We start from the raw sequence: 25,906 nt of genomic DNA, 5'->3' as shown, positions 1-25,906 counted from the left end.
GACACCCAATGAATACGATCGCAACGCCCACCTTGCTAGATTATCCCTTTCCCGAACCGCCCGCGCCAGGCGCTGCCGTAACGCTTGCGCCCGGCCTGCTGTGGATGCGATTGGCCCTGCCATTGGCGCTGGATCATGTGAATATCTATGCAATCGAAGACGGTGACGGGTGGTTCATATGGGATGCAGGCATGGGGGATTCACCCAGCCTTGAGGCTTGGGAAACCCTGCTGAACGGACCTTTGGCGGGTCGCCCTGTGACGCGCCTGCTGGTCACACACCATCACCCGGACCACGTCGGCGCGGCCGGCTGGTTGTGCGGCCGCACCGGCGCAGAACTGCTGATGGTAAAATCCGAATTCCTGCTGAGCCGGGTACGTATCGGCGGGCTGTTCAAGGACACCGACACTGCTGACCGCCAGTTTTATCGCGAGCGCGGTTTGTATGACGAAGCCGCCGACGGTATTCTGGGCCGCGGTCCGATCTATATCGACACGGTTGGCACCCTTCCGGCCGCCTACAGGTCGATCAAGGCGGGCGATGTTTTGACAATTGGGGGGCGCGACTGGCACGTGCGTACCGGCGGAGGCCATTCTGACGAAATGGCCATGCTCTGGCAGCCGGATCAGCGCGTCTTTCTGGCCGCCGATCAGGTGATGGAAAAGATCACCCCGAACATTGGCGTCTGGCCTCACGAACCCGATGCACGTCCACTGGACGATTTCCTCACCTCGCTGGCCGCCATCCGGGACGAGATTCCGGACGACACGCTGATCCTGCCGGGTCACAAACTGCCATTCCGCGGCCTGCACCAGCGCATCGCCGAACTTGAGGCGCACCATGCCAAAATCTGCGCCAAGATCATGAAGGCCTGCGACGCGGGTCCGGCCAGCATCGGCGATTTGATCCCCAAGCTTTTCAATCGTGAACTGCCGCCACATCACGCGGGCCTCGCCTTTGCGGAAACGTTGGCCCATGTGAATTCGCTGATCGAGCAAGGCGACCTGATCCATGACACCGAAGCCGATGGCATGATGCGACTGCACCGTACCGATGCCTGATGTTCTCGTCACTGTCCGGGACGGCGTCGCAGTCCTGACCCTGAACCGGCCCGACCGTATGAATGCCTGGACGCCCGGTATGGAAGAGGCCCTGAAACAGGCGTTCACACAGGTCGAAGCCGACCCGGAAGCGCGCGTTCTGGTCCTGACCGGGGCCGGTCGCGCCTTCTGCGCAGGCGCCGATATGGACAGCGCCGAAGCGGATGCCGCGACGGCCATGAAGTCACCGCCCCCCCGCGAAGGCGATTTCAACCAGCGATATTCCTACCTGATGGGCGGGTCCAAGCCGTTGATTGCCGCAATCAATGGCGGGGCGGCCGGCGTCGGATTGGTGCTGAGCCTTTTCGCAGATATCCGCCTCGCCCGCGCCGGGGCCAAGATGACGACCTCTTTTGCGCGGCGGGGCTTTATCGCGGAACATGGTTCCGCTTGGCTATTGCCCCGTCTGATTGGGCCGATGAACGCGGCCGATCTGCTGCTGTCGGGGCGGGTCTTTACCGGCGCCGAAGGGGCCACGCTTGGCTTATGCCGCGCGCTTCCAGATGACGGTTTTCTGGACGCCGCGTTGGCCTATGCCGCCGACATGGCAGCCCAGTGTTCCCCAAGGTCCATGTCGGTTATCAAGCAGCAGCTTCGCGCCAGCTATTCACAGACGCTGACCGACGCGACCCGGCTGGCCGAACAAGAACTTGAGGTCTGCGCGACCGCACCCGACATGGCCGAAGGCGTCCAAAGTTTTCTGGAAAAACGCGCGCCCGCTTTTCCACCGCTTTAAAGTCCGTAGAACTGGCGGGCCGCCCCGCCCATCAGCGCATCACGCGCCGCATCCGGCAGGGCCATCCGGTCGATCTGGGCCAGGGCGCGCATTGGATCGACAACAGGCCAGTCGGTGCCAAAAATCACCTTGCCCAGACCCGGACCTTTCAGGAAGTCCACCAGTTGCGCGGGCCATTTCGACGGTGGATAGGCATCGGTCATGATCCTGACGTTAGGATGCTTGAACGCGACCGAGATCATTTCGTCCGCCCAAGGAATGCCGATGTGGCTGCCGATCAGCTTGGTTTCGGGCAGATCACAGGCGATCCTGTCCAGTGCCATGGGATGACCTTGGCTGCGGGGCGGGCGCGTCGGATCATAGATCAGCGCATGTCCGACTTGTACCTGTACCGGAATATCCAGCTCGCAACACTTGGCGTAGTATGGATAAAGGCGGCGATCATCGGGTGCCATGTCGAACCAGTGGGGATAGACGTGGGCACCTACGAACCCCAGGTCCCTGACCGCATGTTCCAGCTCGCGTAGGCCGGTCATGCCTTTGGTCGGATCAATACCAGCCAGACCACGGAACCGATCAGGGTGGTGAGCGCAGACAGCGGCCACGCGCGCATAAGGGATCTCGAAAGACCCCTGCATTCGCATGTCGCCGGCCCGCACGGCTAAAAGAAAGCTCAGGTCGATGCCCGCGGAATCCATCCCTGACAGCAATCCGCCCACGCCCAGCCCGTCCGAGGCATCGCTACCCAAGTTCAGCTGATCGCGAAAGGCAGCGGACATGCCACCTCCGTGGCTGGTTGCATCTGCGGGTTCGTGCAGGTTGCAGACAGAGTCGATGATCCGAGGTTCTGCCATGGATCAGTCTACCGGCTGAGGGCTTTCAGCCCATGTTGGATAGTCGATGTAGCCCGTTGCGCCCCCGTCGTAGAAGGTCATCGGGTCGGGTTCCGCCAGGGGCAGGCTGTGACGTAGACGTACCGGCAGATCTGGGTTGGCAATGAACAAGCGACCAAAGCCGACGGCATCGGCGCGCCCCTGCTGGATTACATCCCGCGCGAGTTGCGGCGTTAGTCGCGAATTCATCACAAGCGCGCCGTCGAAATGTGGTTTCATCAACGGGCCGATGGCCTGATCGGATTGTTCCTCGCGCAGGTAGACAAAGGCGATCTGGCGGTCCGACAGCATCTTGGCCACGGCGACAAACAGCGCTTCGGGATCGCTGTCAGACATCGAAAACCCGTCACGCGGGGAAAGATGCACGCCAATGTGGTCACTGGGCCACTCCTGCGACACAGCATCTATAAGTTCGGCCAGAAAACGGATGCGGTTGGATATAGACCCGCCATAGTCGTCCGTCCGTAGATTGGATCCATCCTGCAGGAACTGGTCGATCAGATAACCGTTCGCGCCGTGCAGCTCGACCCCATCGAACCCGGCCGCCTTGGCGCGCCGTGCGGCCGCGCGGAAGGCATCAATGTTGTCGTCGATATCGCTGCGGTCCATCGCGCGGGGTGTATCCCAAGGTTTTTTCGGACGGATGCGTGTCGCCGTACCCTGAGCGGCAACTGCACTGGGCGCGATCGGTTGTTGACCACCGTTGATCGAGGGATCAGACAACCGCCCTACGTGCCAAAGCTGCGCGACAATCCGGCCGCCGGCGGCATGGACGGCATCCGTCACGATCCTCCAGGATGCTGCCTGTGCGTCGTTCCACAGACCCGTCACCCCGGCATATCCGACCCCGATGGGTGTAATCGGGATACCTTCGGACAGGATCAGACCGGCACCCGCGCGCTGCACATAGTACTCTGCCATCATGGGGGTCGCCAAACCTTCGGGGGTCTCTGAGCGGCATCGCGTCAGCGGCGACATCAGGATCCGGTTTGGAAGAGAGAACGCACCGATTTGTATCGGATCGAAAAGGGTCGTCATGGTCTGGTGGTCCATTGATTTTGCCCACCAATTTTCGCAGTTAAGGCGCGGATAACAATGGTCGGGACTACAAAGACCTGGCCAGGAAGCGCGTATGCCTATCTTATCGTCATTCCACAGAAATCGCCTTAGGTTTGCGTGTCTGTCGGGCAGGATTTTCGCATAAATTCAGCTCTGACATCGACATCGATCCGCCTTGTCTGGCCACCGCACACGGCGTCCCCCGATGCGTTGTCAGCACGGATGCGTCTGCGCCTGCCCGACAGAAACAGATCAAAGGGGCGCGTGATTGGCTAAGCGATCCGGGATACGCTCATCAACGCCCTGGTTTCTAGTCAACGTTAGGGAAAGTCTGGTAGCGGAGGAGGGACTTGAACCCCCGACACGCGGATTATGATTCCGCTGCTCTAACCAACTGAGCTACTCCGCCAGACCGGGGCCGTTTAGGCCAAGCCGCAGGGTAGGTCAAGCCTGAAAACCCGGTGATCTGCTTGCCGCTCGCCCCTTGCCATTCCCTGCCTGTCCGCCGCATCATCGCCCCGCTTGGGAGGAGCGCGCATGATCGAACAACTGGCCGCCATCGTTGGGGAAAAACACGTACTGACAGGGGCGGATCGCGCCCCCTATGCCAACGATATCTCTGGCACGCGCGAAGCGATGCCTCTGGCCGTTGTGCGTCCCGCCGATACGGCCGAGGTTTCGGCAATCGTCCGGTTGGCGAATGATATGAAAATACCGGTGATTCCAGTGGCCGGTCGCAGCGGGCTATGCGGGGGCGCGGTAGGTGAGGCGCTGATCGTCTCGGTCGAGCGTATGACCGCCATCCGTGAGATCCGCGCCGACGCCCGCACTGCCGTGGTCGAAGCGGGCGCGATTCTGTCCGACATCCACGACGCGGCCGAGGCGCAGGACCTTGTGTTCCCGCTGACCTTCGGCGCCAAGGGCTCTGCCCGCGTCGGGGGATTTCTGGCGACGAATGCAGGCGGCTCTAACGTTCTGCGTTACGGCAATACCCGCGATCTGGTTCTGGGGATCGAAGCTGTCCTGCCGACCGGAGAAGTCGTCGACCTGATGAGCGGGCTGCACAAAAACAACTCTGGCTATGACCTGCGTCATCTGCTGATCGGGTCCGAAGGCACCTTGGGCATCATCACCGCCGCGACGTTGAAACTACACCCCAAGCCCGGGGCTTATGCGACCGCGATGATCGGGATGCAGTCTTTGTCGGACGCGCTGCCCCTGCTGAACGAGGTTCAGCGCGAAACCGCCGGATCGGTGGAGGCGTTCGAATATATGCCGGACCGCTATATCGAAGATCACATCGCCCTGAACCCGGCGCACAAACGCCCCTTCGACACCGCCTACCCGGTGAATATCCTGATTGAAATCGGCGCGCTTGCCCCGCGTGATTGTCAGGTGAACGACGCGGGCGAGATTCCGATCGTCAGCTACCTCGAAGATATTCTGGGTCGCTACCTTGAAGACGGGCGGATCGACGATGCGGTTGTCGCCAAGACCGAGGCGCAGCGCAAAGAGATGTGGGCCCGGCGCGAAGCGGCCGCCGAAATCGCCACCGGCCGTGGTGTGCGCCTGACTAACGATGTTGCCGTGCCATTGGACCAGATCGAAACCTTCCTGACCCGTGCCGACGCCGTGCTGGCTGAAGTGGACGCAGGCGCCGAAACGTCGGTCGTGTCGCATCTGGGCGATGGCAACGTGCATTACACCGTCTTTCCGTCGCAGGCCGATCCGGAATTGAAAGAAACGATCATGGAGCGGGTCGAAGATATCGTGCTGGACCTGCGTGGATCCTTCAGCGCCGAACACGGCATCGGCACGGCTAAACTGTCGTCGATGCAGCGCCGCAAGGACCCTGCGGCCTTGGCGGCGATGCGGGCGATCAAGGCCGCGTTGGACCCGAACGGGATCATGAACCCGGGCAAGGTTCTGCCTCCAGCTTAAGGTCGAAATAAGAGACTAAATAAGGGAAATCGCGATGCTGACGAACTTTTCCACCACGCAGGAGATCCGCAAAAAGGTCACGCAGACCATGGGCGGGGTGGTGGCGTCGCAGCATTCGCTGGCGTCGCGGGTGGGCGCACAGATCCTGAAGGATGGCGGTGATGCGGTGGATGCGGCCATCGCCACCGGGTTCGCGCTGGGCGTGCTGGAACCTTGGATGAGCGGCCCGGGCGGCGGCGGCGCGATGGTGATCTGGCGGCAGAAGGAACAGCGTGCTTATGCGCTGAACTTCGGTATGGCCTCTCCGGCCGGATTGAACCCCGCTGATTACCCGCTGACGGGGCAGGGGCGGGTGTCCGACCTGTTCCCATGGCCCGCGGTCCGCGATGATCGCAACGTCACCGGTGCCACGGCCATCGCGATCCCCGGAATGGTCGCGGGGATGGAGGCCGCCTTTGGCCGTTTCGCCACAATGGATTGGGCTGACCTGCTGGACCCGGCAACGGCCCTAGCGCGTCAGGGGCCGCTGGCCGATTGGTACTCCGCGCTGCTGACGACATCCTCGGCCCGGTTGATTGCAAAGGACCCCGATCTGGCAGCAATCTTCCTAGAGGACGGCACATGGCCCCGCATCGGCGGCTGGACGGCAAGCGGTCAGATGCGGTTGGATATGTCCGGAATGGCCCGCACGTTGGAGCGATTGCAGATCCACGGCGCCCGCGACTTTTACGAAGGTCAGATCGCGGGTGATCTGGTGATGGACGTGCAAGGCAAGGGCGGATGCCTGTCGCTGTCGGACCTGCGCGACTACAGGGCCGAATTTTTCCAACCGCTGACCTTCCAGCGGGCAAGCACCACCTTCCACACGATGCCCGGCCTGACCGCTGGACCGACGCTTGCCGATTATTTCCAACGCCTTGCGCCCACGCCAGACGTGCCCGCCATGGCTGATGCTTTGGCCGCTGCTTATGACCACCGTCTGGCCACGATGGGCCACGACGGCGAAACCCATACCAGCCCCGGCTGTACCACCCATTTCTCGGTCGTCGATCGGGACGGCAACATGGTGGCGGTGACCCAGACTCTGCTGTCGATCTTCGGGTCGCGCGTCCTGTCGCAATCGACCGGCATTCCGATGAACAACGGCATCATGTGGTTCGACCCCGAACCGGGCAAGCCGAATTCTCTCGCCCCCGGTCAGCCCTGTCTGATGAACATCTGCCCCACCATCGCCCGCGATCCGACCGGAGGGTTCGCCATTGGCGCGTCCGGCGGGCGCAAGATCGTCGGAGCCGTCGCGCAGCTAAGTACCCTGATGGCCGAACAGGGCCTGACGCTGGAACAAGCGTTCCACCACCCCCGCATCGATATCTCGGGGGACCAACTGATCGCGGATGCCGCGCTGCCAGAGGACGTCATTCAGACGATGGAGCAGAGCCACCCGGTCACCCCCCGTCCGAACAACATCTACCCGTTCCACTGGGCCTGCCCCTCCGCCGTGCGGCGTGTCGACGGCTGGAACATGGGCGCGACCGAGGTGATGTCGCCCTGGGCCGATGCGATCAGCGAAGATGTGGTTTAGGGCAGCGGGTCGGTCCGGTAGAGTTTGACCTTCAGCCCACCGTGATCGATCGCGCGCTCTAGCGGCAGAAACGGCAGACCCGTCGCCTTGGCCAGCCCGCCATCGTCGGTGATGATCCCCACGCGCCAGCCGGAAAAGCGCTGCGATAACACCTCTCCCATCGTGCCGTAGAGCGAAAAGAGCATTTTGCGGTTGCCGATCCGCCCACCGTAAGGCGGGTTGATTATGACCAGACCGGGATCGCCCTCGGGCCGCTGCAGGTCACTGATGGCTGCGCGAGTAAATTGCGTGACCTCGGAAACACCTGCCCGCTCTGCATTGGCGGTGGCGTTCTTCACGGCCCCCTCGTCCCGATCAGAGCCATAAAACCGCAGTTTAGTCTCTGATGTCGGGGCATCACGCAGGGCGGCGACCTGCTCCAGGTCAAAGCTTGCCAGATGTTCGAACGCGAAGGATCGGCTGCGCCCCGGGACCAGCCCCAGCGCCATCTCGGCCGCCTCGATCACAAAGGTGCCGGACCCGCACATCGGGTCCACTACCGTTTCGGCCCCGGTGTACCCACATCTGCGCAGAAACAACGCGGCCAAGGTTTCCCGCATCGGCGCTTTGCCGACAGCGGCTTTGTGCCCACGCTTGTGCAGCGATTCGCCCGAGGTATCGACCGACAACGTCACAAGGTTGTCGTCGATCCGCACCATCACGCGGACAGGCGCATCCCTCTTAACCTCGATCCCGGCCTCTTCGGCGATGGCTTTTTCGACCCTCTGTGCCGCGGCGCGGTCATGGTAGATCTTGGATTTCAGGCAGGTCGCTTCGACCGAGACCGGCACGTCGGTGCGTAGAAAATCCAGCCAAGGGAATTTGCGCGACCGCTTGTCCAATTGGGCAAGGTGAAAGGCGCGGAATTCGCCAATCCGGGCCAACACCCGCGTCGCGCCACGCAGAGAAAGGTTCGCGCGCCAGACATCCGGCCAACCGCCCGTGAAACTGACCCCGCCCGGCACCTGTTGCGCATCATCAAAGCCAAGGCGCAGGGCTTCATCCCGCAGCTGCGGTTCCAGCCCCGGCGCGCAGACCAGAAAAATTTCGAAAGGATCGCTCATGCCGCTTCATACCCCGAAACTGGAGTGGACCCCATGGGGGAATTCGGCCACCGATCTAAGGGAAATTGGTGGAGCCTAGCGGGATCGAACCGCTGACCTCCTGCATGCCATGCAGGCGCTCTCCCAGCTGAGCTAAGGCCCCAATTGCACGGGCTGAATCGCCCGTGCGGCGCTGTGTATGGGAAGGCGAGAAACGGATCAAGCGAAAAACGCGATCCTCGGCCTTCCGGATGAATCAGTCGTCGTCGTCGTTCGACACGTCGGCGATTTCGTCGAGAGAGACGTTATCGTCATCCTCGTCGTCATCCAGCAGATCATCATCCAGATCCACATCGACGTCGTCATCGTCCAGAACCACGTCTTCGTCGGCGTCGTCCTTGACCTTCTTCGCGGATGCATCTTCGGCGTCTGCCGCGATCATCCGGTTCTTGCTTTCGTCGAATTCGACCACTTCGCCCGTGTAGGGGCTGACGATCGGATCCTTGTTCAGGTCGTAAAACCGCTTACCGGTCGTGGGGCAAACGCGTTTGGTACCCCATTCTTCCTTGGGCATGGACATTCCCTCTTAGATGACATCACTTGCCGACAATCCGCGTCCCCTGCCATACACGGCTGGGTGTGTCAAAGCCTTTTGGCGCGGTGCGGCGAAGAACGGTGGACATATGGGCCAGCATGTCCTGCCGGGCAACCCCCCGGTGGAAATCAACTTGAAACGATCTGCACGGGCTCGTCGGATATCGCTGCGCGTCTCGTCGCTGGATGGCCGTGTCACGCTGACCCTGCCCAAGGGCGTGTCGGATCGGGCCGGGTTGGACTTTGCCCGCGAAAAGGCCGACTGGCTGCGCACCCATCTGTCGCGCCATGGCGGAACCGTGGCCGTTGGCGCAGGTGTCGAAGTGCCCTTGGCCGGTCAGCCCTTGGTTCTGACCCCGGCCTCTGGCCGGTCGGTGCGGGTCGAAGGGTCACAGCTTCTGGTGCCCGGCGCGCCGGACCGTATGGGGGTTCGCTTGGCAGCCTATCTGAAAACGCTGGCGCGCGATCGTCTGGCCGAAGCGTCGGATCGTTACGCTGCCCGATTGGGCCGCACATATTCGCGCATCACCTTACGCGACACGCGGTCCCGTTGGGGCAGTTGTTCGTCGCAGGGCGCGCTGTCGTATTCCTGGCGCCTGATCATGGCCCCAGCCGAGGTTCTGGACTACGTCGCCGCGCACGAGGTCGCGCATCTGGCGGAAATGAACCATTCCCAAGCCTTCTGGGACAAAGTCCAGGACATCTACGGCCCCTACAAGGCACAGCGGACGTGGCTGCGCACCCACGGATCAGCCCTGCATCGGTACCGGTTCGAGCCCTTGGATTAACGCCCATTGACCGGCCTTCTTTTTGTGATCACAGTGCTCCCATGTTGATGCAAACCCGCCCAGATCCGTCGCCCGCTGCCCATGAACGCGTCTATCGCGGTCTGCGAACGCGCATCATGCACGGAGAGATCCCTCCCGGAGAGGCGCTGACCCTGCGCGGGATCGGTAAGGAATACGGGGTATCAATGACGCCTGCGCGCGAAACCGTGCGCCGTCTGGTGGCCGAAGGGGCGCTGACCCTGTCTGCCTCGGGCCGCGTGTCCACACCCGAAATCACCAACGACCGGATCGAAGAACTGGCCGCCCTGCGCGCGCTGCTCGAGGTCGAACTGGCCTCTCGTGCCTTGCCGCGCGCCCATATCGCGCTGATCGATCGTCTGCAGACCATCAACGGCACGATTTCCGAGATGGTCGAGCGTCACGATGCCGTCGGCTATATCCGCACCAATCTGGAATTCCACCGCACGCTTTACTTGCGCGCACAGGCGCCTGCGATGCTGGCCATGGCAGAAACCGTCTGGCTGCAGCTGGGGCCGACGATGCGCAAGCTTTATGGCCGTCTGCAACGCAAGGAATCACCGCAGTACCACCGCCTAATGATCGCCGCGCTTAAGGCCGGGGACGAACCGGGCCTGCGGTTGGCGGTGCGGTCAGATGTGACCCAGGGCCTGCGCCTTCTGACCACATGATTCGCCTTTGGGGGTTTCGCCAGTCGGTTTATGTTCGGACTGTCCGTATGGCCTTGGCAGAACGAGCCCAGAGCTATGAGCTGATTGAGGTCGATCCCTTTGACCCCACCCAATCCAGCCCGCACCCCTTTGGCCGCGTGCCGCTGATGGCGCACGAGAGCTTCCGCCTTTACGAAACCGCGGCGATCACGACCTATATCGAGGCGGCCTTTCCCGGCGACGCTTGGACCCCGTCGGACCCGGCGACCCGAGCACGGATTGCGCAGGCGATCGGCATCATCGACAGCTACGGGTACCGTCCGATGGTGCATGACGTTTTCGCAAATACGGCTGCAGGCCCGGAACAGATCGATCGCGACAGACTATCGCGCGGGCTTAAGAAAGCCGCCCCCGTTCTGGACGAATTAGAGACTATTGCAGCGGAAAACCGCATTCTCAACGGCACGATCACACGTGCCGATCTGCACATTGCGCCGATGTTGGACTACTTTGCACGCTGGCCAGATGCGGCCGCGATGCTGGCCGATCGTCCCACGCTGATGGGGTGGTTCACGATGATCCGCGCGCGGGCTTCTTTCCAGCAGACCGACCCGGATCAGCCGACGGCTGATTAAGCCGCCAGCCCCTTGGAGCCCATGTCGAGGAATTTGCGCCGCCGATCCTGAATCAGCTTGTCGCGGCTTTGGCCTTCCATGCTGTTCAGCATCCCGTGCAACGCCTGCCGCACGCTGTCGATGGCGACAGTGCGATTGCGATGCGCACCGCCCAGAGGTTCCGGCACGATGCGGTCGATCACGCCAAGTTCCTTCAGGTTCTGCGCGGTCAGGCGCAGCGCTTCGGCCGCTTCGCGCATCTTTTCGGCATCTTTCCAAAGGATCGACGCGCAGCCCTCGGGCGAGATCACGGAATAGACCGAATGCTCCAGCATGGCGACTTGGTTCGCGGTGGCGAACGCCACAGCACCGCCAGACCCACCTTCGCCGATGATGACCGACATCAAGGGCACGCCGATCTGCAGGCATTTCTCGGTCGAGCGGGCAATCGCCTCGGACTGACCGCGTTCTTCGGCACCCTTACCCGGATACGCACCGGGGGTGTCGACCAGAGAGATCACGGGCAGGTTGAACTTGTCCGCCATTTCCATCAGGCGGATCGCCTTCCGATAGCCTTCGGGGCGCGCCATGCCAAAATTGCGTTCGATCCGCGATTTGGTGTCGTTGCCCTTTTCGTGACCGATCACAACCACAGCGCGGTCGTCGAAGCGCGCCAGACCGCCCATAACCGAATGGTCATCGGCAAAGTTCCGGTCCCCGGCCAGCGGCGTGTATTCGGTAAAGAGCGCCTCAATATAGTCCTTGCAGTGCGGACGATTTGGGTGACGGGCCACCTGACATTTCCGCCACGGCGTCAGCGACTTGTACAGATCGCGCAGCATCGTGTCGGCTTTGGCGTCCAGCCCTGCGGCTTCGGCCTCAATGTCCATGCCTTCGGTTTGCCGCGCCATGGCGCGCAGTTCACGCGCCTTGCCTTCGATTTCGGCCAATGGCTTTTCGAAATCCAGATAGTTATGCGGTTCGTTCGCGGGTTTGTCGGTCTTTGCGTCGGACATCAGGACACCTCCGGGGTTTGGGCGTATATGCCTATGGGACGGGGTCTTTGCAACTCTGCCTGATGCAGGGGTGGCAAGCATCAGGTTCTGGATGCACCCCATCCGACGCCTTTGACGCGCGTTCAGCCAGAAATTGCCAATCCATGGCGCAAAGCCAGCTCGGGTGAGGTCAGGACAGGCGTTGCCTCATCAACCAACCGCGCAGCCCCCGCCATAGACGCCTGCGCCAGAACGATACCGTCACAATCACCTGGAACCTCGCGCACCGCGTCGGCGATGGCGGCGTGAAACGCGGTGACGTCCTGACGTTCAAACAGCGGCCAGAGGTGCGTCAGGTCCAGCATCTGCAAATCCTCGGCCCGGCCGCCCTCGGCCAGAAACAGATCGCAGCTGGGGTCCTTGGTCGAATCCAGTGCGTAAGCCATCACCACGCGCCCCAGACTGGCCGCCTTGCGCATCATCGGCTGATCGATCCGCGTCGCGCCGTGGCGCGCGGCAACCTCTCCGATCGTGGTGCAGGTGCAGATCACGGGGCCGGGCGCACCCACCAAATCAGCGATACGCGCCTCTAGGTCCGGGCTGATGCCGTCCTGAGCTTCGGCCAGCAATTCCGGATGCACCAGATGGCGCAGCGCGGCCCCCGGGGCGATCTGGTCGCGCAGGGTGTCGAAGGTCGCCACATGAACGGCGGCAGTGTGCAGCAGGGTCAACATGACCCAGCTTTAGATCAGCGGGATCAGCGACGCCACAAGAAGCGCCGCCATGGTCCAGTTGAACGCCCGCAGGCGCGTCGGGTTCGTCAACACGCGCCGCAACTGCTGGCCCATCACCGTCCAGATCGACACACAGGGAATGCAGACCAGCCCAAAGACACCCGCGACGATCCCGATGGCCAGCAGCGAATTATCCGCCGCATAGATGGTGATGGCGCTGATCGCCATGGTCCAGGCCTTGGGGTTCACCCACTGGAACAGCGCAGCCTGCAGCGCGGTCAACGGGCGGGCTTCGGTATCCGGTTTGCCCTCTGGCGGGGCGGCATTGGCGATTTTCCAAGCCAGCCATAGCAGGTAGCCGACGCTGGCAACGGTCAGGATCTGATGCGTGACCGGATACAGGGTGAACACTTGGATCAGCCCCACACCGACCAGCAGGGTCATCACGGCAAAGCCCACGGCGATGCCCGCCATATGCGGCAGCGTGCGCCGATAGCCAAAGTTCGCGCCCGAGGCCATGACCATCAGGTTGTTCGGCCCGGGCGTGATGGTCGAGACGACGCAAAAGACAAACAGCGCAGACAATAAATCGATCGGCATCGCGCCCTCCTATTTCGCGCAATCATGTCTGGAGTTCTGGTGCATTGGGTTGCATATTCACAGCGTCTAATGGCTTGTGACGCAATAATTGATGAATATGGACCATCTAAACCAAAAGATATTGCGCGAACTGGCGCGCGATGGCCGCATCTCGAATCTGGACCTGTCGGCCAAGGTCGGCCTGTCCCCGTCGGCCTGCCTGCGTCGCGTTCAGGATCTGGAGAAATCGGGGGTCATCAAGGGCTATCGCGCGATTTTGGACCCGGGCCAGCTTGGGATCGGGTTTACCGCTTACGTTACGGTCGGGCTCAACAGTCACACGAAGTCCGCGCAAGAGGCGTTCGAACAGGCCATCGCCAGTGCCCCGGAAGTGGTGGAATGCCACAACATCACGGGCGCTTGGGAATATCTGTTAAGGATCGAGGCGGCGGACCTCGCCGCCTATAAATCCTTCCACACCGATGTTCTGGGCACCGTCCCACAGGTCGGATCAATCACGTCCTACGTCGTGATGGCGTCACCCAAGGATAACCGGGCCTGAGGGCGCGACGACGCGCATCACTTACCGGCAGTAAGCAGCCTGTTCCCGGATCGCCTGACCAGAGCCAGCCAGTTCGACGGGAAGGCTTTGTCCTTCGACCTTCAGCATCCGGCCATTCCGCAGGGCCGTCAAAAAGGCCTTCTGCGCGGCCGCGTCTTCGAACGTCATCTCGTAGCCAAAGACATTGCCCTTCAGAAAATTCGGGTCCTGCGTCTTACCGGTGAAGGTGACGGGGACGCGCATATCCTTACCGTCAATGGTCACGCCGACATCTTCGGCGCTGCGCCGTTTCGGATAGGCGATGCGCACCGACTGCGCCGACCCTTCACAGCGAATGGAAAAATATTCGCCCGCGGCCGACCGTTCCTGTGTCAGATACATCAGGATACCGTTCTGAGAGGGGTCTTTGGACTGCACCCATTTCCCTTCGAAAACCTTCATCATCTCGTTTTCGAGGATTTCGGCACGCACCGGCAGGGCCAGGGTGCAGGCGATCAGGGCTAGGGACATCAGGCGCATTTGGGACCTCTTCTTCGACGTGCCCTTGTTTTAAGGCGCTGACCCGGTTTGCCAAGGTCCGATGCCGGCACGCCGTTCACTTCCGTTTGAGCGGAATTGACCACCCAGAAACGACAAAGCCCGCCGGATCAACGGCGGGCTTTGCTTGAATTTAGGCTCTAACTCAGGAGTTTTTGGCGATCAGTTCGGCCTGTTTCACGATCACCTCGGCCTGTTTGATCGACGCGATATCGACCAGACGACCCTTGTAGACGACGGCGCCAGCACCCGTGCGCGTGGCTTCTTCCATCGCGGCAAGAATCTCTTTCGCCTCGGTCACCTTGTGTTCGGGCGGGGTAAAGACCTCGTTCGCCAATGCGATCTGGTTGGGGTGGATGGCCCATTTGCCGACCATGCCCAAGGTGGCCGAGCGCAGCGCCTGCGCCTTGAACCCTTCGGGATCGGAAAAATCGCCGAACGGCCCATCGACCGGCAGAACACCATGCGTCCGGCAGGCGGCAACGATTGCGGTCTGCGCCCAGTGCCACGGATCGGACCAGTATTTGTTGCCCTCGTGCAGCATGTAATAATCTTCCTGCGTACCCCCGATCCCGGTGGTCTGCATTCCCATCGACGCAGCAAAGTCGGCGGCCCCAAGGCTCATCGCCTGCAAGCGGGGGGAGGCGGCGGCGATTTCTTCGACATGCGCGATACCGGCGGCGGATTCGATAATGACCTCGAAGGCGATCGGCTTGGTCCGGCCCTTCGCGCGTTCAATTGCGGTGACCAGCGCGTCGACGGCATAGATGTCCTCGGCACAGCCGACCTTGGGGATCATGATCATGTCCAGACGGTCGCTGGCTTGTTCCAGCAGGTCGACGACATCGCGGTACCAATAGGGGGTGTCCAGACCGTTGATCCGCACCGACAGGGTCTTCTTGCCCCAGTCGATGTCGCCGATGGCCTCGATTGCCAGCTTGCGCGCACTATCCTTGTCGTCAGGCGACACGGAATCCTCAAGATCGATGTTGATCACATCCGCGGCGCTGGTCGCCATTTTCGGCGGCAGTTTGGTATTCGACGCTGGCCCGAACAGCTGGCAGCGGTTGGGACGCGACGGCGGGGTCGGCTGAAGACGGAAAGACATGGCGGACCTCATGAGTAAGGAAATTACGTTTTTGTCGTGTTGAGGGTTATTAAGTTACCGCCCCTTTCGCAAGGAGTTATTGCGCTGCAGCAAAAGCCGCAGCCGAGGGAGGATCGGGGCGTGTGTGATTTGAAACGTGCAAATTTCTTCGACAGTTCTAGCCAATCTTCGAAGAAATCACCGAAAACCGACTTTGCAGTCGCGGAATTGCAAAGTCATTTCACGCGAAATCGGCGACTCTGCCCGCAACGACAGGAGATTCCCTATGATCGAAACACCGTATCTTCTTTTTCTTGGCGACGCCCCCGACCGACTGGCCGCGAAAGTGGCGCAGGGCATCCGTGATTGGCGACCCGAAAATGCCGTGGGCCAGTTCCGGATGGAGGGCTGCAAGGCCGACATGAACCTGCCCGACATGACCTTGACTGAGGCCAAGGCGGCTGGCGCCAAGACGCTGGTAATCGGCGTGGCTAACCGCGGCGGCGTGATCTCGGCCGCGTGGAAAAAGGTCTTGGTCGAGGCGCTGGAGGAAGGGTTTGACCTAGCCTCTGGCCTGCACAACCTGCTGCGGGATGAACCCGATCTAAAAGCCGTGGCCGAAGCAACGGGTCGCAAATTGCACGACGTACGGATCCCGTCGGTGAAATACCCCATCGCGAACGGGGAAAAGCGCACCGGCAAACGTTGTCTGGCCGTGGGCACCGATTGTTCGGTGGGCAAGATGTACACCGCCATGGCGATGGACCGCGACATGAAGAACCGCGGGCTGAAATCGTCGTTCCGCGCCACCGGCCAGACCGGCATCCTGATCACCGGCGAAGGCGTGCCGCTGGACGCCGTGATCGCGGATTTCATGGCCGGGTCGGTCGAATGGCTGACGCCCGACAACGATGATGACCACTGGGACATGATCGAAGGGCAGGGCAGCCTGTTCCACGTGTCATATTCCGGTGTGACCATGGCACTGATCCACGGCGGCCAGCCCGATGCGCTGATCCTGTGCCACGAACCGACCCGCGATCACATGCGCGGTCTGCCGGGCTACAAACTGCCCGAGTTAGAGACGCTTCGGGACACCGCGCTGCAACTGGCACGGGTTGCGAACCCCGACTGTCAGGTGGTCGGCATTTCGATCAACACCCAGCACATGAGCGAGGAAGACGCCGTCGCTTACATGAAAGAGGTCGAGGATCGCATGGGCCTGCCCACCGTCGATCCCTATCGCCACGGGTCCGACCGTCTGGTGGATGCCTTGGTCGCGCTTGGCTAACGTGGTGTCCGTGGCCGGGGGCTTATGCCTCCGGTGGGGATATTTTTAGCAAGAGGATGGAGGATACCCGTGCGCATTGACGTGACAGCCGACACTTTTCCGCTGGCCGAAGTGTTTACGATTTCCCGTGGATCGCGGACCGAAGCAAAGGTGCTGACCGTGCGTGTGACGGACGGTGACCTGACCGGCTGGGGCGAATGCGTCCCCTATGCGCGGTATGGAGAGACGCTGGAATCAGTCACGGCAGAGGTGATGCGGATTGAGGGCGTCACCGACCGCGCGGGTTTGGCAAAAGCTTTGCCCGGCGGCGCAGCGCGGAACGCGTTGGACTGCGCTATGTGGGACCTAGAGGCGAAGCGGGCCGGGAAACGCGCGTGGGAACTGGCCGGTCTGACCAAACCGGGGCCCGAGATTACCGCCTATACCCTGTCACTGGCAGAACCTGAGGCGATGGAAGCCTCGGCCCGGAAGCATGCGCATCGGCCTTTGCTGAAGATCAAGCTGGGAACGCCCGATGATATGCCACGGCTAGAAGCCGTCCGGCGTGGCGCACCCAATGCAAAGATCATCGTCGATGCCAACGAAGGGTGGAGCGCCGAGGTCTACGCCGATCTTGCCCCGCATCTGGTCCGCCTTGGCGTGGCACTGGTGGAACAGCCCTTGCCCGCAGGTGACGACGACGCCCTGATCGGGATGGAACGGCCCGTGCCCGTCTGCGCGGATGAAAGCTGCCATGACCGTGACAGCCTCCCCGATCTGAAGGGTAAATATGACGTGGTGAACATCAAGCTGGACAAAACCGGCGGCCTGACCGAGGCGCTGGCGCTGCGCGCGGCCGCCATCGAACAAGGCTATGGCATCATGGTCGGCTGCATGGTCGGATCTTCACTGGCCATGGCGCCTGCGGTGCTGGTGGCGCAGGGTGCGATGGTGACGGATCTTGACGGGCCGCTTTTGCTGGCCCAAGACCGCGATCATGCCCTGCAATTCGATGAACAGGGCGTTCACCCGTCTACCCCCGCCCTCTGGGGCTGATCCGCCGAGAAGGAGTTTCCCATGTCCCGCACCGTTTACGTGAACGGCGAATATTGCGCCGAAGAGGACGCCAAGATTTCCATCTTTGACCGCGGGTTCCTGATGGCGGATGGCGTTTACGAAGTGACCAGCGTGCTGGACGGCAAGCTGGTGGATTTTGACGGCCACGCCAAACGGCTGGAACGGTCGCTTAAAGAGCTCGACATGGCGTCGCCTGTTACCATGGACGAACTGCTGGAAATTCACCGCGAATTGGTGAAGCGCAACGATCTGGAAGAGGGTGGGATTTACCTGCAGATCACCCGCGGCGCGCCTGCGGACCGTGATTTTGCCTTTCCCGATCCGGCCACGACACCGTCGTCGATCGTGTTGTTCACGCAGGTCAAAAACCTGGCGAATGCGCCGGCCGCCCAAACCGGGATCAGCGTGATTTCCATCGAAGATCAGCGCTGGGCGCGGCGCGACATCAAGACGGTACAGCTGCTCTATCCGTCGATGGGCAAGATGATGGCCAAGGCTGCCGGTGCAGATGACGCATGGATGGTCGAAGACGGTCAGGTGACCGAGGGCACCTCGAACAACGCGTATATCGTGAAGGGTCGCAAGATCATCACGCGGCAGCTGTCCAACGACATCCTGCATGGCATCACCCGCGCCGCCGTTCTTCGGCTGGCGAAAGAGGCGCAGATGGAAGTCGAAGAGCGCGGCTTTACGATTGAAGAAGCGCAGGACGCGGACGAGGCCTTCATCACCTCGGCCACGACCTTTGTGCAGCCGGTCGTGAGCATCGATGGCGAAACCATCGGCACCGGCAAGCCGGGCAACATCGCCCTGCGGCTGCGCGAAATCTACATCGAAGAAAGCCGCGCCAAGGCGATCTGATCGTCAGAACGCGACAGTCATTCAGGCCCCGAAGCGATGCTTTCGGGGCCTTTTCTATGGCGGTCCCGATGGCGGCCCTTATGGCGGCGTAGCGAAAGTCGGTGAAAACCTCAGCACCGGTGCGGTCACGTTGCGCGCCGGATGATCTGTGGGATGGACGGGGATCGGGCTGCCGATCTAAAGTGGGCGCAGGGACAGTCGGGGACATAAGATGTATGATTTTGCCGCCATGGGCGCGTGGCTGGAATTCGCGGTGCGCTGGGTGCACGTCATCACCGCCATCGCTTGGATCGGGTCGTCGTTCTACTTCATCGCGCTGGACCTAGGCCTTCACCGGGATCGCAACCTGTCCAGCGGTGCGGACGGAGAGGAATGGCAGGTCCACGGCGGCGGGTTCTACCACATTCAGAAATATCTCGTCGCGCCCGAGAAAATGCCCGACGACCTTGTCTGGTTCAAATGGGAAAGCTATTCGACCTGGCTGTCGGGCTTTGCCCTGTTGTTCCTGGTCTATTACCTCGGGTCCGAGTTTTACCTTGTCGACCCCGCCGTTGCGGACATCTCTGGCCCCGTCGCTGTGCTGATTTCACTGGCATCTCTGGCCTTTGGCTGGGTCGCTTATGACCAGATCTGCAAATCCAAATTCGGCGACGACAACACCCGCCTGATGATCGCGCTTTACATCATCCTTGTTGGGATCGCGTACTTCTATACGCACGTCTTTTCGGGTCGCGCCGCGATGCTGCACCTGGGTGCGTTTACCGCGACGATCATGAGCGCCAACGTCTTTTTCATCATCATGCCGAACCAGCGGATCGTCGTGTCGGACCTTAAGGCCGGGCGCGTTCCGGATGCGAAATACGGCAAGATCGCCAAGCAACGGTCGACGCACAACAATTACCTGACGCTGCCCGTGATTTTCATGATGCTGTCGAACCACTATCCGCTGGCGTTCTCGACCCAGTACACGTGGATCATTGCCAGCCTCGTCTTCCTGATGGGCGTAACGATCCGGCATTATTTCAACACCATCCACGCACGCAAAGGCAATCCGACCTGGACCTGGCTGGCAACGGTTCTGCTGTTCCTGCTGGTTATGTGGCTGTCCACTGCGCCCATGTTCCGCGCGGATGAGCCGGAAGAGGCGACCGGCCCCGCCCTGAAATACGCGCAGGCCGACGGCTTTGATCAGGTGCATGATATCGTGCTGGGCCGCTGTTCCATGTGCCACGCGGCTGAACCGGCTTGGGAAGGCCTGCACTGGCCGCCCAAAGGTGTGCGGCTTGAGACGGAACACCAGATCGCCCGACAGGCGCGCGCGATTTATCTGCAGGCGGGGCTTGGACATGCCATGCCGCCGTCGAACCTGACCTATATGGAGCCGGAAGAGCGGGCCGCCATCATCGCATGGTACGATGCCGCGACGCAGTAGCGCCTAGCATCCGGTTCCCCGCACGACGGCCCCGAAGGTTTGCCAGAGGATCCTGAGGTCGGTCACCAATCCGCGCTGTTCTGCATAGGTGGTATCGATCCGCAGCCGACGATCATAATCGGAATTTCGCGCCGTGACCTGCCACAGCCCGCTGATGCCGGGACGCAGGGCCAGATAGGCCTGAACGGCATCACCGGAGTAGTGGCGCTGAAACTCTGCCAGTGGCACGGGACGGGGGCCGACAAGGCTCATATCCCCAAGCAGAACGTTCAGAATTTGCGGTATCTCATCCACCGAATAGCGACGCATCCAGCGGCCCAACGGTGTGCAGCGCGGATCATGGGTCAGCTTGGCCTTAGTGGCCCATTCTTCTGCCATCTGTGGATCTCGAAGGATTTGATCGACCCCATTGGCCGCGCCCGGAACCATCGAGCGAAACTTGATCATGCGAAAGGGCCGGCCGTGCCGCCCCAAACGGTCGTGCAGGTAGAAAACCCGCGGCCCTTGTGCCGCGCAAATGACCAACATCAGCACCAAAAGCACGGGCGCCCACAGCGGCAATGTCACCAAGACCAGAATTAGATCGAACAAGCGTTTGCCATCTGGCACGCGCAACGGCGTGGCGGGCACGATCGGAGAGACGTGATAAATCATGCCTTAGCCTAGTCAGACCACCGCTAATAATTCGTTGTCCCACCGCGCGCTGCCCCCGCCGGATTAGATCGCATTTGACACAAATCCGGCCATTCGAATTCCGCAATAAGGAATACCCTTCCACAAGCGCGCTATTCCGGTATCTTCCCGCACAGGGAGGAATGACATGGCCAATACATTCGAACAGACGACGCATATCCACACGGACGAGGCATGGCTGGGCAAGCTGACCGAGGAAATCCTTGAACCCGATCTGCCCATAATCGACCCGCACCACCACCTGTGGGACCGCCTTGGCCCCTATTTCACGGATGAGTTGCTGGCCGATCTGACCTCGGGCCACAACATCCGGCAATCGGTCTTTATTCAGTGCCGCTATGGCTATCGCACCGAAGGCCCGAAAGAGATGTTGCCGGTGGGCGAAACTGAATTCGTCGTGAAAATCGCCGAAGAAGCCGCCGGGAAACGCCCTGACATCGGGGCCTGCAACGGTATCGTCGCCCACGCTGATCTGATGCTGGGTGAGGGGGTTCAACCTGTCCTCGACGCGCACAAGGACGCCGCCAAGGGCCGTCTGCGCGGCATCCGTCACATCACCGCATCCGGGGGGGAGGCGTTTTCCGGCGCGGTCCCGAATTCTCCGCTACGTGTGATGTACGAAGACAAGTTCCGCGAAGGCTTTGCCCAGCTGGGCAAGAACGATCTGACTTTTGACGGCTGGCTGTATCACCCGCAGATCCCTGATTTCACCGATCTGGCCCGCGCCTTCCCGGACACCACGATGATCTTGGATCACTTCGGCGGCCCACTGGGCATCGGGCCTTACCGTGGCAAACGCGATGAGGTCTTTGCCGAATGGCTGGGCTACATGAAAGACCTCGCCACCTGCGACAATGTCTATATTAAGCTGGGCGGGCTGGCGATGGACGTGAATGGCTTTGATCTGCACAAAGAGCCGCTGCCGCCGTCGTCTGGTGAATGTGCGCGCCTGTGGCGGCCCTATTTCGAAAACGCGATCGAGCTGTTCGGCCCGGATCGCTGCATGTTCGAAAGCAACTTTCCGGTCGACAAGGGCGCTGTGTCTTACCCTGTCGTCTGGAACGCGTTCAAACGGATCGCAAGCGGGGCCAGCGACGACGAAAAGGCCAAACTGTTCCACGATACGGCCGCCAAGGTCTATCGACTTTGATCTAACTCTGCCGGGTTTTGCACCCGGCAGAGACCGCTCGTTTAACCACTTGCTAACCCCCCGCCGGTATCCCTGATCCCGGGTGAAATATAGGTGAGTGGATGAGCGCGCAGTCAAATGTTGCGCCAATCATCATCAAACGGAAAAAGGTCGTTGGCGGCGACGGGCACCATGGCGGTGCCTGGAAAGTTGCCTATGCAGACTTCGTGACGGCCATGATGGCCTTCTTCCTGCTGATGTGGTTGTTGAACGCGACGACAGAAAAACAACGCAAAGGGATCGCGGATTACTTTTCGCCGACGATTCCGATCAACCGTGTCTCTGGTGGGGGCAACGGGGCCTTCGGTGGCGACTCGGTCTTTACCGAGGAATCGCTGGCGCGGAATGGCACCGGTGCAAGCTCCTCTAATCCGACGGAACAGAACAAGGCCAGCGGACTGGACGGCGATGACAAAGCCGAAACAGAGATGTTGCAAGAGGTCGAGGCGCGGTTGCTGGGCCGCACCGGCGAAAGCAACGTTGCGCCCGAGATTATGAAACACATCATCACCCGCGTCACCGACGAAGGTCTGGTGATCGAGGTGTTCGATCTGGAAGGTGCCCCCCTGTTCGACGGCCCCGGCGCGGAACCGACAGAGCTGCTGACCGACATTGCCGCCATGTTGGTGCGCGTGACCCGGATGGTCACGAACCCCATCGCGGTCGAAGGCCACGTCGCGGCCCGACCTGTCGTGCTAAGCAACAACCCGGTTTGGGAAACATCGGCCGCGCGGGCAAATGTCTTTCGTGCATTGATGGATGCCAAGGGTCTGAAACGTGGACGGGTGACGCGGGTCACGGGTCATGCGGATCGCGAACCCAGTCTGCGCAACCCGATGGCGGCGCGGAACAACCGGTTAGAAATCATCCTGTTGCGCACGAAGATCTAAGGGCGTCGGCGATCAATCAGAGGAAATAGACAGCATTTTAGCTGTTAGGCGGATCTTAAATCCCTGTCGCCTAGAGATGTGGCCGACGAAGTGTCGATGCAGCAGAAAGGCGTATTCATGACGATTTCCTCCTCCCTCAATGCGGGGGTCGCTGGCCTTCAGACCAATGCGACCAAGCTTGGGACGATCGCCGACAACATCTCTAACTCTTCCACCTACGGCTACAAACGGGTGGAAGCGGATTTTCATTCGCTGGTGATTGGCGAATCCTCAGGGTCCTATACTGCCGGCGGCGTGCGGGCCACGACGATGCGGATGATCGACGAACGCGGACCGCTGGTCACCACGTCGAACGCCACTGATCTGGCTGTACGTGGTCGTGGTCTGATCCCCGTCGCGCCGGCCTATCAGGTCGAAGCCACAGGTGGATTCGACGACATGATGCTGACCACGACCGGATCTTTCCGCGCGGACGAAGAAGGGTACCTGCGGACCGAATCTGGTCTGGTCCTTCTGGGCTGGCCGGCGGATAGCGACGGGTCGATCCCTTTGCTGCCACGCGACACGTCGGACGGTCTGGCCCCGGTGCAGATCAACCCGAATCTGTTCCAAGGTGAACCGACGACGTCGATGACGTTGGGCGTCAACCTGCCCGCCACCGATACCGAAGCGGGCGCCAGCGGCGCTGCGCAGCAACTGTCGGTCGAATATTTTGACAACCTTGGCAAATCCGAAAGCGTGACCATCGATTTCACGCCGACGATTCCCGCCACGGGCGCGTCCAACGAATGGACGATGACGATCACCGACAGCGCCCAAGGCGGTGCCCTGATCGGCGAATACACCCTGACGTTTAGCGACGCCCGCGTCGCGGGCGGCACCCTCGCATCGGTCGCAGAAACGACCGGCGGCGCCTATGACCCGGCCTCCGGCGCCATCATCGTCGATGTCCTTGGCGGCCCGATGGAAATTGATCTGGGCATGATCGGCGGCACCGGCGGCCTTAGCCAGCTGTCAAACGTCTTTGCACCGCTGTCGATCACCAAAGACGGGTCCGCCGTGGGCAACATGACCGAAGTTGAGGTCGACGCGAACGGCTTTGTTCACGCCTATTTCGACACCGGGGTCAAACGCACGATCTATCAGATCCCCTTGGCCGACATGCCCAACGCCAACGGTATGGAAGCGATGGATTACCAGACATATCGCCCCAGCCCCGAATCCGGTGCCTTCTTCCTGTGGGATGCCGGTGACGGCCCGACCGGCGACATCGTGGCCTTTGCCCGCGAAGAATCCGCAACGGACGTGGCGGCCGAACTGACGGACATGATCCGTACGCAGCGGGCATATTCGACCAACGCCAAGGTGTTCCAGACGGTCGATGAGATCCTGCAGGAAACCACGAATATCAAGCGCTAAGGACAGGCGGCCCGCGCGCCGCCTTTCCCGTTTCTCCAGAATGGCCACGTTGTTCAGAAAGGATCGGACATGAGCATTTCCGGCGCTCTCTCAAACGCCCTGTCGGGATTGACCGCCGCCTCGCGGGCGGCCACCACCGTATCCTCCAACGTGGCCAATGCGCTCAATGAAGGCTATGGCCGACGAGAGCTTGAAACCACCACGCGCACCACCGGCAGCTACGGTGGGGTGCAGGTGGCAGGCATCACCCGTCACGTCGACAAACAGGTCGTGTCAGACCTGCGAATTGCCGACAGCGATATGAACTTTTCGGACACGGTCACCACCTTCCGCACCCGGATGGAGGATTTGGTCGGCACCCCCGAAGACGCCAATTCCCTCGCCGCGCTGGTCGTGAATATGGAAAGCGCGCTGGTCTCGGCCTCCAGCCGTCCGGACTTGCCCGAACGGCTGACCGCGGTGCTGTCGGCGTCGCAACGGCTGACGCAGAATTTCAACGAAACCTCTCAGGGCATCCAGACCCTACGGCAAGAGGCTGACGCCGAAATCAACGCCTCGGTCGATCGCCTGAATGAGCTGTTTCAGCAGGTCGAGCGTCTGAACAACGATATCACCCGCGCGGGTAACACCGGTGCGGATGTGGCGGGCCTGTTAGATCACCGTCAGAACGTGATCGACGACATTTCCCAATATATCCCCGTGCGCGAAATCGAACGCGACGGCGGGTCGGTCGCCCTTCTGACCCCCGGGGGCAGTTTCCTGGTCGACGGCCGCGCGGCCGAGCTGGAGTTTACCGGCACCCCGATCATCACGCCCTATCAGACGATTGATGCGGGCTTTCTATCGGGGCTGACCCTGAATGGTCGGCCGGTCACGACCGGGCCCGAGATCAACGAATTGGGCGGCGGCCGTCTGGGGGCTTTGTTCCACATCCGCGACGACCTCGCGGTTGAGGCACAGGCCCAGCTCGACACCGTGGCCCGTGACGTCATCGAACGGTTTCAGCAATCCGGTCTGGATGCCACGCGCGGGGCGACTGATCCCGGTCTATTCACTGACGGTGGCGGCGCTTTCGATACGGCTGACGAGGTCGGCATTTCTGCCCGTATCGCCGTGAACACCCTGGTCGACCCCGCGCAGGGGGGCGCCACATGGCGACTGCGTGACGGTCTGGGCGCGGCCACTGCTGGCCCGCCGGGACAAAGCGCCCTGCTGAACGACATGATCACTGTGCTGCAGGAACGCCGTACGCCCGCCTCTGGCAGCTTCGGCACCAGCGGGGTGACCGCGTCCGGCCTTGCCGCCAGCCTGCAATCGCAGGTCGGCACCGCGCGCCAATTGTCCGAACAAAGCCTCGCCTTCGACACGACGCGCCACACGGAACTGAAAGAACGGCTGCTGGCCGGCGGTGTGGATACGGATGACGAAATGCAACGCATGCTTTTGGTCGAACAGGCCTACGCCGCCAACGCCCGCGTCATTCAGACCGTGGACGAATTGATGAACATTTTGCTGGGACTTTAA

At 61.4% G+C, this 25,906-nt stretch carries 26 protein-coding genes and 2 tRNA genes; 16 read left to right on the top strand and 12 right to left on the bottom strand.

Going from position 1 to position 25,906, the window contains the following annotated elements; all coding sequences use genetic code 11:
* Nucleotides 1-8: 8 nt before the first annotated feature.
* Together ACI3GR_RS08595 and ACI3GR_RS08590 are read left to right on the top strand one after the other, a co-directional pair.
* Entirely contained in the window at nt 9-1,061 is a 1,053-nt protein-coding gene (locus ACI3GR_RS08595; RefSeq protein WP_407493782.1) for an MBL fold metallo-hydrolase, read from the top strand.
* Nucleotides 1,054-1,836, top strand: coding sequence for an enoyl-CoA hydratase-related protein (locus ACI3GR_RS08590; protein ID WP_407493781.1), 783 nt, complete (start codon nt 1,054-1,056; stop codon nt 1,834-1,836). The genes ACI3GR_RS08595 and ACI3GR_RS08590 overlap by 8 nt, the downstream gene beginning before the upstream one ends.
* Here the strand turns inward: ACI3GR_RS08590 and ACI3GR_RS08585 are convergent.
* From ACI3GR_RS08585 to ACI3GR_RS08575, 3 genes are all read right to left on the bottom strand, one after another.
* Complete coding sequence (locus tag ACI3GR_RS08585) at nt 1,833-2,690, bottom strand: amidohydrolase family protein (protein WP_407493780.1); 858 nt, start codon at nt 2,688-2,690, stop codon at nt 1,833-1,835. The genes ACI3GR_RS08590 and ACI3GR_RS08585 overlap by 4 nt on opposite strands.
* A gap of 3 nt (nt 2,691-2,693) precedes the next feature.
* Nucleotides 2,694-3,782, bottom strand: a complete 1,089-nt coding sequence (locus tag ACI3GR_RS08580) for an alkene reductase (protein ID WP_407493779.1) — start codon at nt 3,780-3,782, stop codon at nt 2,694-2,696.
* A 338-nt stretch (nt 3,783-4,120) separates the two neighbouring features.
* Nucleotides 4,121-4,197 (bottom strand) — tRNA-Met (locus ACI3GR_RS08575).
* Between the two features lie 128 nt (nt 4,198-4,325).
* On the opposite strand from ACI3GR_RS08575, the gene ACI3GR_RS08570 reads away from it, so the two are divergent.
* Both ACI3GR_RS08570 and ACI3GR_RS08565 read left to right on the top strand, forming a co-directional pair.
* Nucleotides 4,326-5,729, top strand: a complete 1,404-nt coding sequence (locus ACI3GR_RS08570) for an FAD-binding oxidoreductase (RefSeq protein ID WP_407493778.1) — start codon at nt 4,326-4,328, stop codon at nt 5,727-5,729.
* Nucleotides 5,730-5,763: 34 nt separating this feature from the next.
* Complete coding sequence (locus ACI3GR_RS08565) at nt 5,764-7,311, top strand: gamma-glutamyltransferase (RefSeq protein ID WP_407493777.1); 1,548 nt, start codon at nt 5,764-5,766, stop codon at nt 7,309-7,311.
* Here the strand turns inward: ACI3GR_RS08565 and ACI3GR_RS08560 are convergent.
* The 3 genes from ACI3GR_RS08560 to ACI3GR_RS08550 all read right to left on the bottom strand — a co-directional run bounded on the left by ACI3GR_RS08560 (nt 7,308) and on the right by ACI3GR_RS08550 (nt 8,967).
* The gene (locus ACI3GR_RS08560; RefSeq protein ID WP_407493776.1) at nt 7,308-8,414 is read right to left on the bottom strand and encodes a THUMP domain-containing class I SAM-dependent RNA methyltransferase; all 1,107 of its coding nucleotides are present in this window, start codon (nt 8,412-8,414) and stop codon (nt 7,308-7,310) included. The two genes, ACI3GR_RS08565 and ACI3GR_RS08560, sit on opposite strands and share 4 nt — an antisense overlap.
* A gap of 66 nt (nt 8,415-8,480) precedes the next feature.
* Nucleotides 8,481-8,556 (bottom strand) — tRNA-Ala (locus ACI3GR_RS08555).
* Nucleotides 8,557-8,649: 93 nt separating this feature from the next.
* On the bottom strand, nt 8,650-8,967 hold the full coding sequence (locus ACI3GR_RS08550) for a TIGR02300 family protein (RefSeq protein ID WP_407493775.1): 318 nt from the start codon (nt 8,965-8,967) through the stop codon (nt 8,650-8,652).
* A gap of 109 nt (nt 8,968-9,076) precedes the next feature.
* Between ACI3GR_RS08550 and ACI3GR_RS08545 the strand changes: the two genes are divergently transcribed.
* The 3 genes from ACI3GR_RS08545 to ACI3GR_RS08535 are packed head-to-tail and all read left to right on the top strand — an operon-like array spanning nt 9,077 to nt 11,078.
* Nucleotides 9,077-9,775 (top strand): M48 family metallopeptidase, encoded by a 699-nt coding sequence (locus ACI3GR_RS08545; RefSeq protein ID WP_407494880.1) that lies wholly within the window; start codon nt 9,077-9,079, stop codon nt 9,773-9,775.
* A 41-nt stretch (nt 9,776-9,816) separates the two neighbouring features.
* Nucleotides 9,817-10,464, top strand: a complete 648-nt coding sequence (locus ACI3GR_RS08540) for a GntR family transcriptional regulator (protein WP_407493774.1) — start codon at nt 9,817-9,819, stop codon at nt 10,462-10,464.
* A complete protein-coding gene (locus ACI3GR_RS08535) occupies nt 10,461-11,078 on the top strand; it encodes a glutathione S-transferase family protein (protein WP_407493773.1) in 618 nt (205 codons plus the stop codon). Before ACI3GR_RS08540 ends, ACI3GR_RS08535 begins: the two co-directional genes overlap by 4 nt.
* Here ACI3GR_RS08535 and ACI3GR_RS08530 read toward each other — a convergent pair.
* The 3 genes from ACI3GR_RS08530 to ACI3GR_RS08520 all read right to left on the bottom strand — a co-directional run bounded on the left by ACI3GR_RS08530 (nt 11,075) and on the right by ACI3GR_RS08520 (nt 13,386).
* Entirely contained in the window at nt 11,075-12,073 is a 999-nt protein-coding gene (locus ACI3GR_RS08530; protein WP_407493772.1) for an acetyl-CoA carboxylase carboxyltransferase subunit alpha, read from the bottom strand. The genes ACI3GR_RS08535 and ACI3GR_RS08530 overlap by 4 nt on opposite strands.
* Before the next feature lie 122 nt (nt 12,074-12,195).
* The gene (locus ACI3GR_RS08525; RefSeq protein ID WP_407493771.1) at nt 12,196-12,786 is read right to left on the bottom strand and encodes a hypothetical protein; all 591 of its coding nucleotides are present in this window, start codon (nt 12,784-12,786) and stop codon (nt 12,196-12,198) included.
* Between the two features lie 9 nt (nt 12,787-12,795).
* A complete protein-coding gene (locus tag ACI3GR_RS08520; RefSeq protein ID WP_407493770.1) occupies nt 12,796-13,386 on the bottom strand; it encodes a LysE family translocator in 591 nt (196 codons plus the stop codon).
* Nucleotides 13,387-13,483: 97 nt separating this feature from the next.
* Between ACI3GR_RS08520 and ACI3GR_RS08515 the strand changes: the two genes are divergently transcribed.
* Nucleotides 13,484-13,927, top strand: coding sequence for an Lrp/AsnC family transcriptional regulator (locus ACI3GR_RS08515; protein WP_407493769.1), 444 nt, complete (start codon nt 13,484-13,486; stop codon nt 13,925-13,927).
* A gap of 21 nt (nt 13,928-13,948) precedes the next feature.
* Here the strand turns inward: ACI3GR_RS08515 and ACI3GR_RS08510 are convergent, their stop codons facing one another.
* Both ACI3GR_RS08510 and ACI3GR_RS08505 read right to left on the bottom strand, forming a co-directional pair.
* Complete coding sequence (locus tag ACI3GR_RS08510) at nt 13,949-14,446, bottom strand: hypothetical protein (protein ID WP_407493768.1); 498 nt, start codon at nt 14,444-14,446, stop codon at nt 13,949-13,951.
* A 163-nt stretch (nt 14,447-14,609) separates the two neighbouring features.
* Nucleotides 14,610-15,572, bottom strand: a complete 963-nt coding sequence (locus ACI3GR_RS08505) for an L-malyl-CoA/beta-methylmalyl-CoA lyase (RefSeq protein WP_407493767.1) — start codon at nt 15,570-15,572, stop codon at nt 14,610-14,612.
* Nucleotides 15,573-15,837: 265 nt separating this feature from the next.
* Here ACI3GR_RS08505 and dgcN point away from each other — a divergent pair, with 265 nt between their 5' ends.
* From dgcN to ACI3GR_RS08485, 4 genes are all read left to right on the top strand, one after another.
* Nucleotides 15,838-16,842, top strand: coding sequence for an N-acetyltransferase DgcN (dgcN, locus tag ACI3GR_RS08500; RefSeq protein ID WP_407493766.1), 1,005 nt, complete (start codon nt 15,838-15,840; stop codon nt 16,840-16,842).
* Between the two features lie 69 nt (nt 16,843-16,911).
* Complete coding sequence (gene dgcA, locus ACI3GR_RS08495) at nt 16,912-17,877, top strand: N-acetyl-D-Glu racemase DgcA (RefSeq protein ID WP_407493765.1); 966 nt, start codon at nt 16,912-16,914, stop codon at nt 17,875-17,877.
* A gap of 21 nt (nt 17,878-17,898) precedes the next feature.
* Complete coding sequence (locus ACI3GR_RS08490; RefSeq protein WP_407493764.1) at nt 17,899-18,759, top strand: D-amino-acid transaminase; 861 nt, start codon at nt 17,899-17,901, stop codon at nt 18,757-18,759.
* Nucleotides 18,760-18,970: 211 nt separating this feature from the next.
* A complete protein-coding gene (locus ACI3GR_RS08485) occupies nt 18,971-20,191 on the top strand; it encodes a urate hydroxylase PuuD (RefSeq protein ID WP_407493763.1) in 1,221 nt (406 codons plus the stop codon).
* Nucleotides 20,192-20,194: 3 nt separating this feature from the next.
* On the opposite strand, the gene ACI3GR_RS08480 is transcribed toward ACI3GR_RS08485, so the two are convergent.
* Nucleotides 20,195-20,845 carry a sugar transferase gene (locus tag ACI3GR_RS08480; RefSeq protein ID WP_407493762.1) on the bottom strand — a complete coding sequence of 217 codons (651 nt, stop codon included), beginning with the start codon at nt 20,843-20,845 and terminating at the stop codon, nt 20,195-20,197.
* Between the two features lie 166 nt (nt 20,846-21,011).
* Between ACI3GR_RS08480 and ACI3GR_RS08475 the strand changes: the two genes are divergently transcribed.
* From ACI3GR_RS08475 to flgK, 4 genes are all read left to right on the top strand, one after another.
* Nucleotides 21,012-22,034, top strand: coding sequence for an amidohydrolase family protein (locus tag ACI3GR_RS08475; protein ID WP_407493761.1), 1,023 nt, complete (start codon nt 21,012-21,014; stop codon nt 22,032-22,034).
* A gap of 101 nt (nt 22,035-22,135) precedes the next feature.
* Nucleotides 22,136-22,963 (top strand): flagellar motor protein MotB, encoded by an 828-nt coding sequence (locus tag ACI3GR_RS08470; protein ID WP_407493760.1) that lies wholly within the window; start codon nt 22,136-22,138, stop codon nt 22,961-22,963.
* Nucleotides 22,964-23,080: 117 nt separating this feature from the next.
* On the top strand, nt 23,081-24,382 hold the full coding sequence (locus ACI3GR_RS08465; protein ID WP_407493758.1) for a flagellar hook protein FlgE: 1,302 nt from the start codon (nt 23,081-23,083) through the stop codon (nt 24,380-24,382).
* A 69-nt stretch (nt 24,383-24,451) separates the two neighbouring features.
* The gene (flgK, locus tag ACI3GR_RS08460; protein WP_407493757.1) at nt 24,452-25,906 is read left to right on the top strand and encodes a flagellar hook-associated protein FlgK; all 1,455 of its coding nucleotides are present in this window, start codon (nt 24,452-24,454) and stop codon (nt 25,904-25,906) included.

This window comes from Pseudooceanicola aestuariicola (genome assembly GCF_045763785.1).
Classification (GTDB): domain Bacteria; phylum Pseudomonadota; class Alphaproteobacteria; order Rhodobacterales; family Rhodobacteraceae; genus Pseudooceanicola.
The sequence above is the reverse complement of the archived record's forward strand: the minus strand, read 5'-3'. Positions and strand labels throughout refer to the sequence as shown.

What these genes read in the sequence shown, in the direction of transcription:
- flgK (WP_407493757.1), top strand. Translation starts at nt 24,452, where the DNA reads ATGAGCATTTCCGGCGCTCTCTCAAACGCCCTGTCGGGATTGACCGCC.
- ACI3GR_RS08585 (WP_407493780.1), bottom strand. Translation starts at nt 2,690, where the DNA reads ATGGCAGAACCTCGGATCATCGACTCTGTCTGCAACCTGCACGAACCC.
- ACI3GR_RS08515 (WP_407493769.1), top strand. Translation starts at nt 13,484, where the DNA reads ATGGACCATCTAAACCAAAAGATATTGCGCGAACTGGCGCGCGATGGC.
- ACI3GR_RS08470 (WP_407493760.1), top strand. Translation starts at nt 22,136, where the DNA reads ATGAGCGCGCAGTCAAATGTTGCGCCAATCATCATCAAACGGAAAAAG.
- dgcN (WP_407493766.1), top strand. Translation starts at nt 15,838, where the DNA reads ATGATCGAAACACCGTATCTTCTTTTTCTTGGCGACGCCCCCGACCGA.
- ACI3GR_RS08485 (WP_407493763.1), top strand. Translation starts at nt 18,971, where the DNA reads ATGTATGATTTTGCCGCCATGGGCGCGTGGCTGGAATTCGCGGTGCGC.
- ACI3GR_RS08590 (WP_407493781.1), top strand. Translation starts at nt 1,054, where the DNA reads ATGCCTGATGTTCTCGTCACTGTCCGGGACGGCGTCGCAGTCCTGACC.
- ACI3GR_RS08480 (WP_407493762.1), bottom strand. Translation starts at nt 20,845, where the DNA reads ATGATTTATCACGTCTCTCCGATCGTGCCCGCCACGCCGTTGCGCGTG.
- ACI3GR_RS08595 (WP_407493782.1), top strand. Translation starts at nt 9, where the DNA reads ATGAATACGATCGCAACGCCCACCTTGCTAGATTATCCCTTTCCCGAA.
- ACI3GR_RS08510 (WP_407493768.1), bottom strand. Translation starts at nt 14,446, where the DNA reads ATGCGCCTGATGTCCCTAGCCCTGATCGCCTGCACCCTGGCCCTGCCG.
- ACI3GR_RS08465 (WP_407493758.1), top strand. Translation starts at nt 23,081, where the DNA reads ATGACGATTTCCTCCTCCCTCAATGCGGGGGTCGCTGGCCTTCAGACC.
- ACI3GR_RS08580 (WP_407493779.1), bottom strand. Translation starts at nt 3,782, where the DNA reads ATGGACCACCAGACCATGACGACCCTTTTCGATCCGATACAAATCGGT.
- ACI3GR_RS08535 (WP_407493773.1), top strand. Translation starts at nt 10,461, where the DNA reads ATGATTCGCCTTTGGGGGTTTCGCCAGTCGGTTTATGTTCGGACTGTC.
- ACI3GR_RS08530 (WP_407493772.1), bottom strand. Translation starts at nt 12,073, where the DNA reads ATGTCCGACGCAAAGACCGACAAACCCGCGAACGAACCGCATAACTAT.
- ACI3GR_RS08475 (WP_407493761.1), top strand. Translation starts at nt 21,012, where the DNA reads ATGGCCAATACATTCGAACAGACGACGCATATCCACACGGACGAGGCA.
- ACI3GR_RS08550 (WP_407493775.1), bottom strand. Translation starts at nt 8,967, where the DNA reads ATGCCCAAGGAAGAATGGGGTACCAAACGCGTTTGCCCCACGACCGGT.
- ACI3GR_RS08545 (WP_407494880.1), top strand. Translation starts at nt 9,077, where the DNA reads ATGGGCCAGCATGTCCTGCCGGGCAACCCCCCGGTGGAAATCAACTTG.
- ACI3GR_RS08525 (WP_407493771.1), bottom strand. Translation starts at nt 12,786, where the DNA reads ATGTTGACCCTGCTGCACACTGCCGCCGTTCATGTGGCGACCTTCGAC.
- ACI3GR_RS08565 (WP_407493777.1), top strand. Translation starts at nt 5,764, where the DNA reads ATGCTGACGAACTTTTCCACCACGCAGGAGATCCGCAAAAAGGTCACG.
- ACI3GR_RS08560 (WP_407493776.1), bottom strand. Translation starts at nt 8,414, where the DNA reads ATGAGCGATCCTTTCGAAATTTTTCTGGTCTGCGCGCCGGGGCTGGAA.
- ACI3GR_RS08540 (WP_407493774.1), top strand. Translation starts at nt 9,817, where the DNA reads ATGTTGATGCAAACCCGCCCAGATCCGTCGCCCGCTGCCCATGAACGC.
- ACI3GR_RS08490 (WP_407493764.1), top strand. Translation starts at nt 17,899, where the DNA reads ATGTCCCGCACCGTTTACGTGAACGGCGAATATTGCGCCGAAGAGGAC.
- ACI3GR_RS08505 (WP_407493767.1), bottom strand. Translation starts at nt 15,572, where the DNA reads ATGTCTTTCCGTCTTCAGCCGACCCCGCCGTCGCGTCCCAACCGCTGC.
- ACI3GR_RS08520 (WP_407493770.1), bottom strand. Translation starts at nt 13,386, where the DNA reads ATGCCGATCGATTTATTGTCTGCGCTGTTTGTCTTTTGCGTCGTCTCG.
- ACI3GR_RS08570 (WP_407493778.1), top strand. Translation starts at nt 4,326, where the DNA reads ATGATCGAACAACTGGCCGCCATCGTTGGGGAAAAACACGTACTGACA.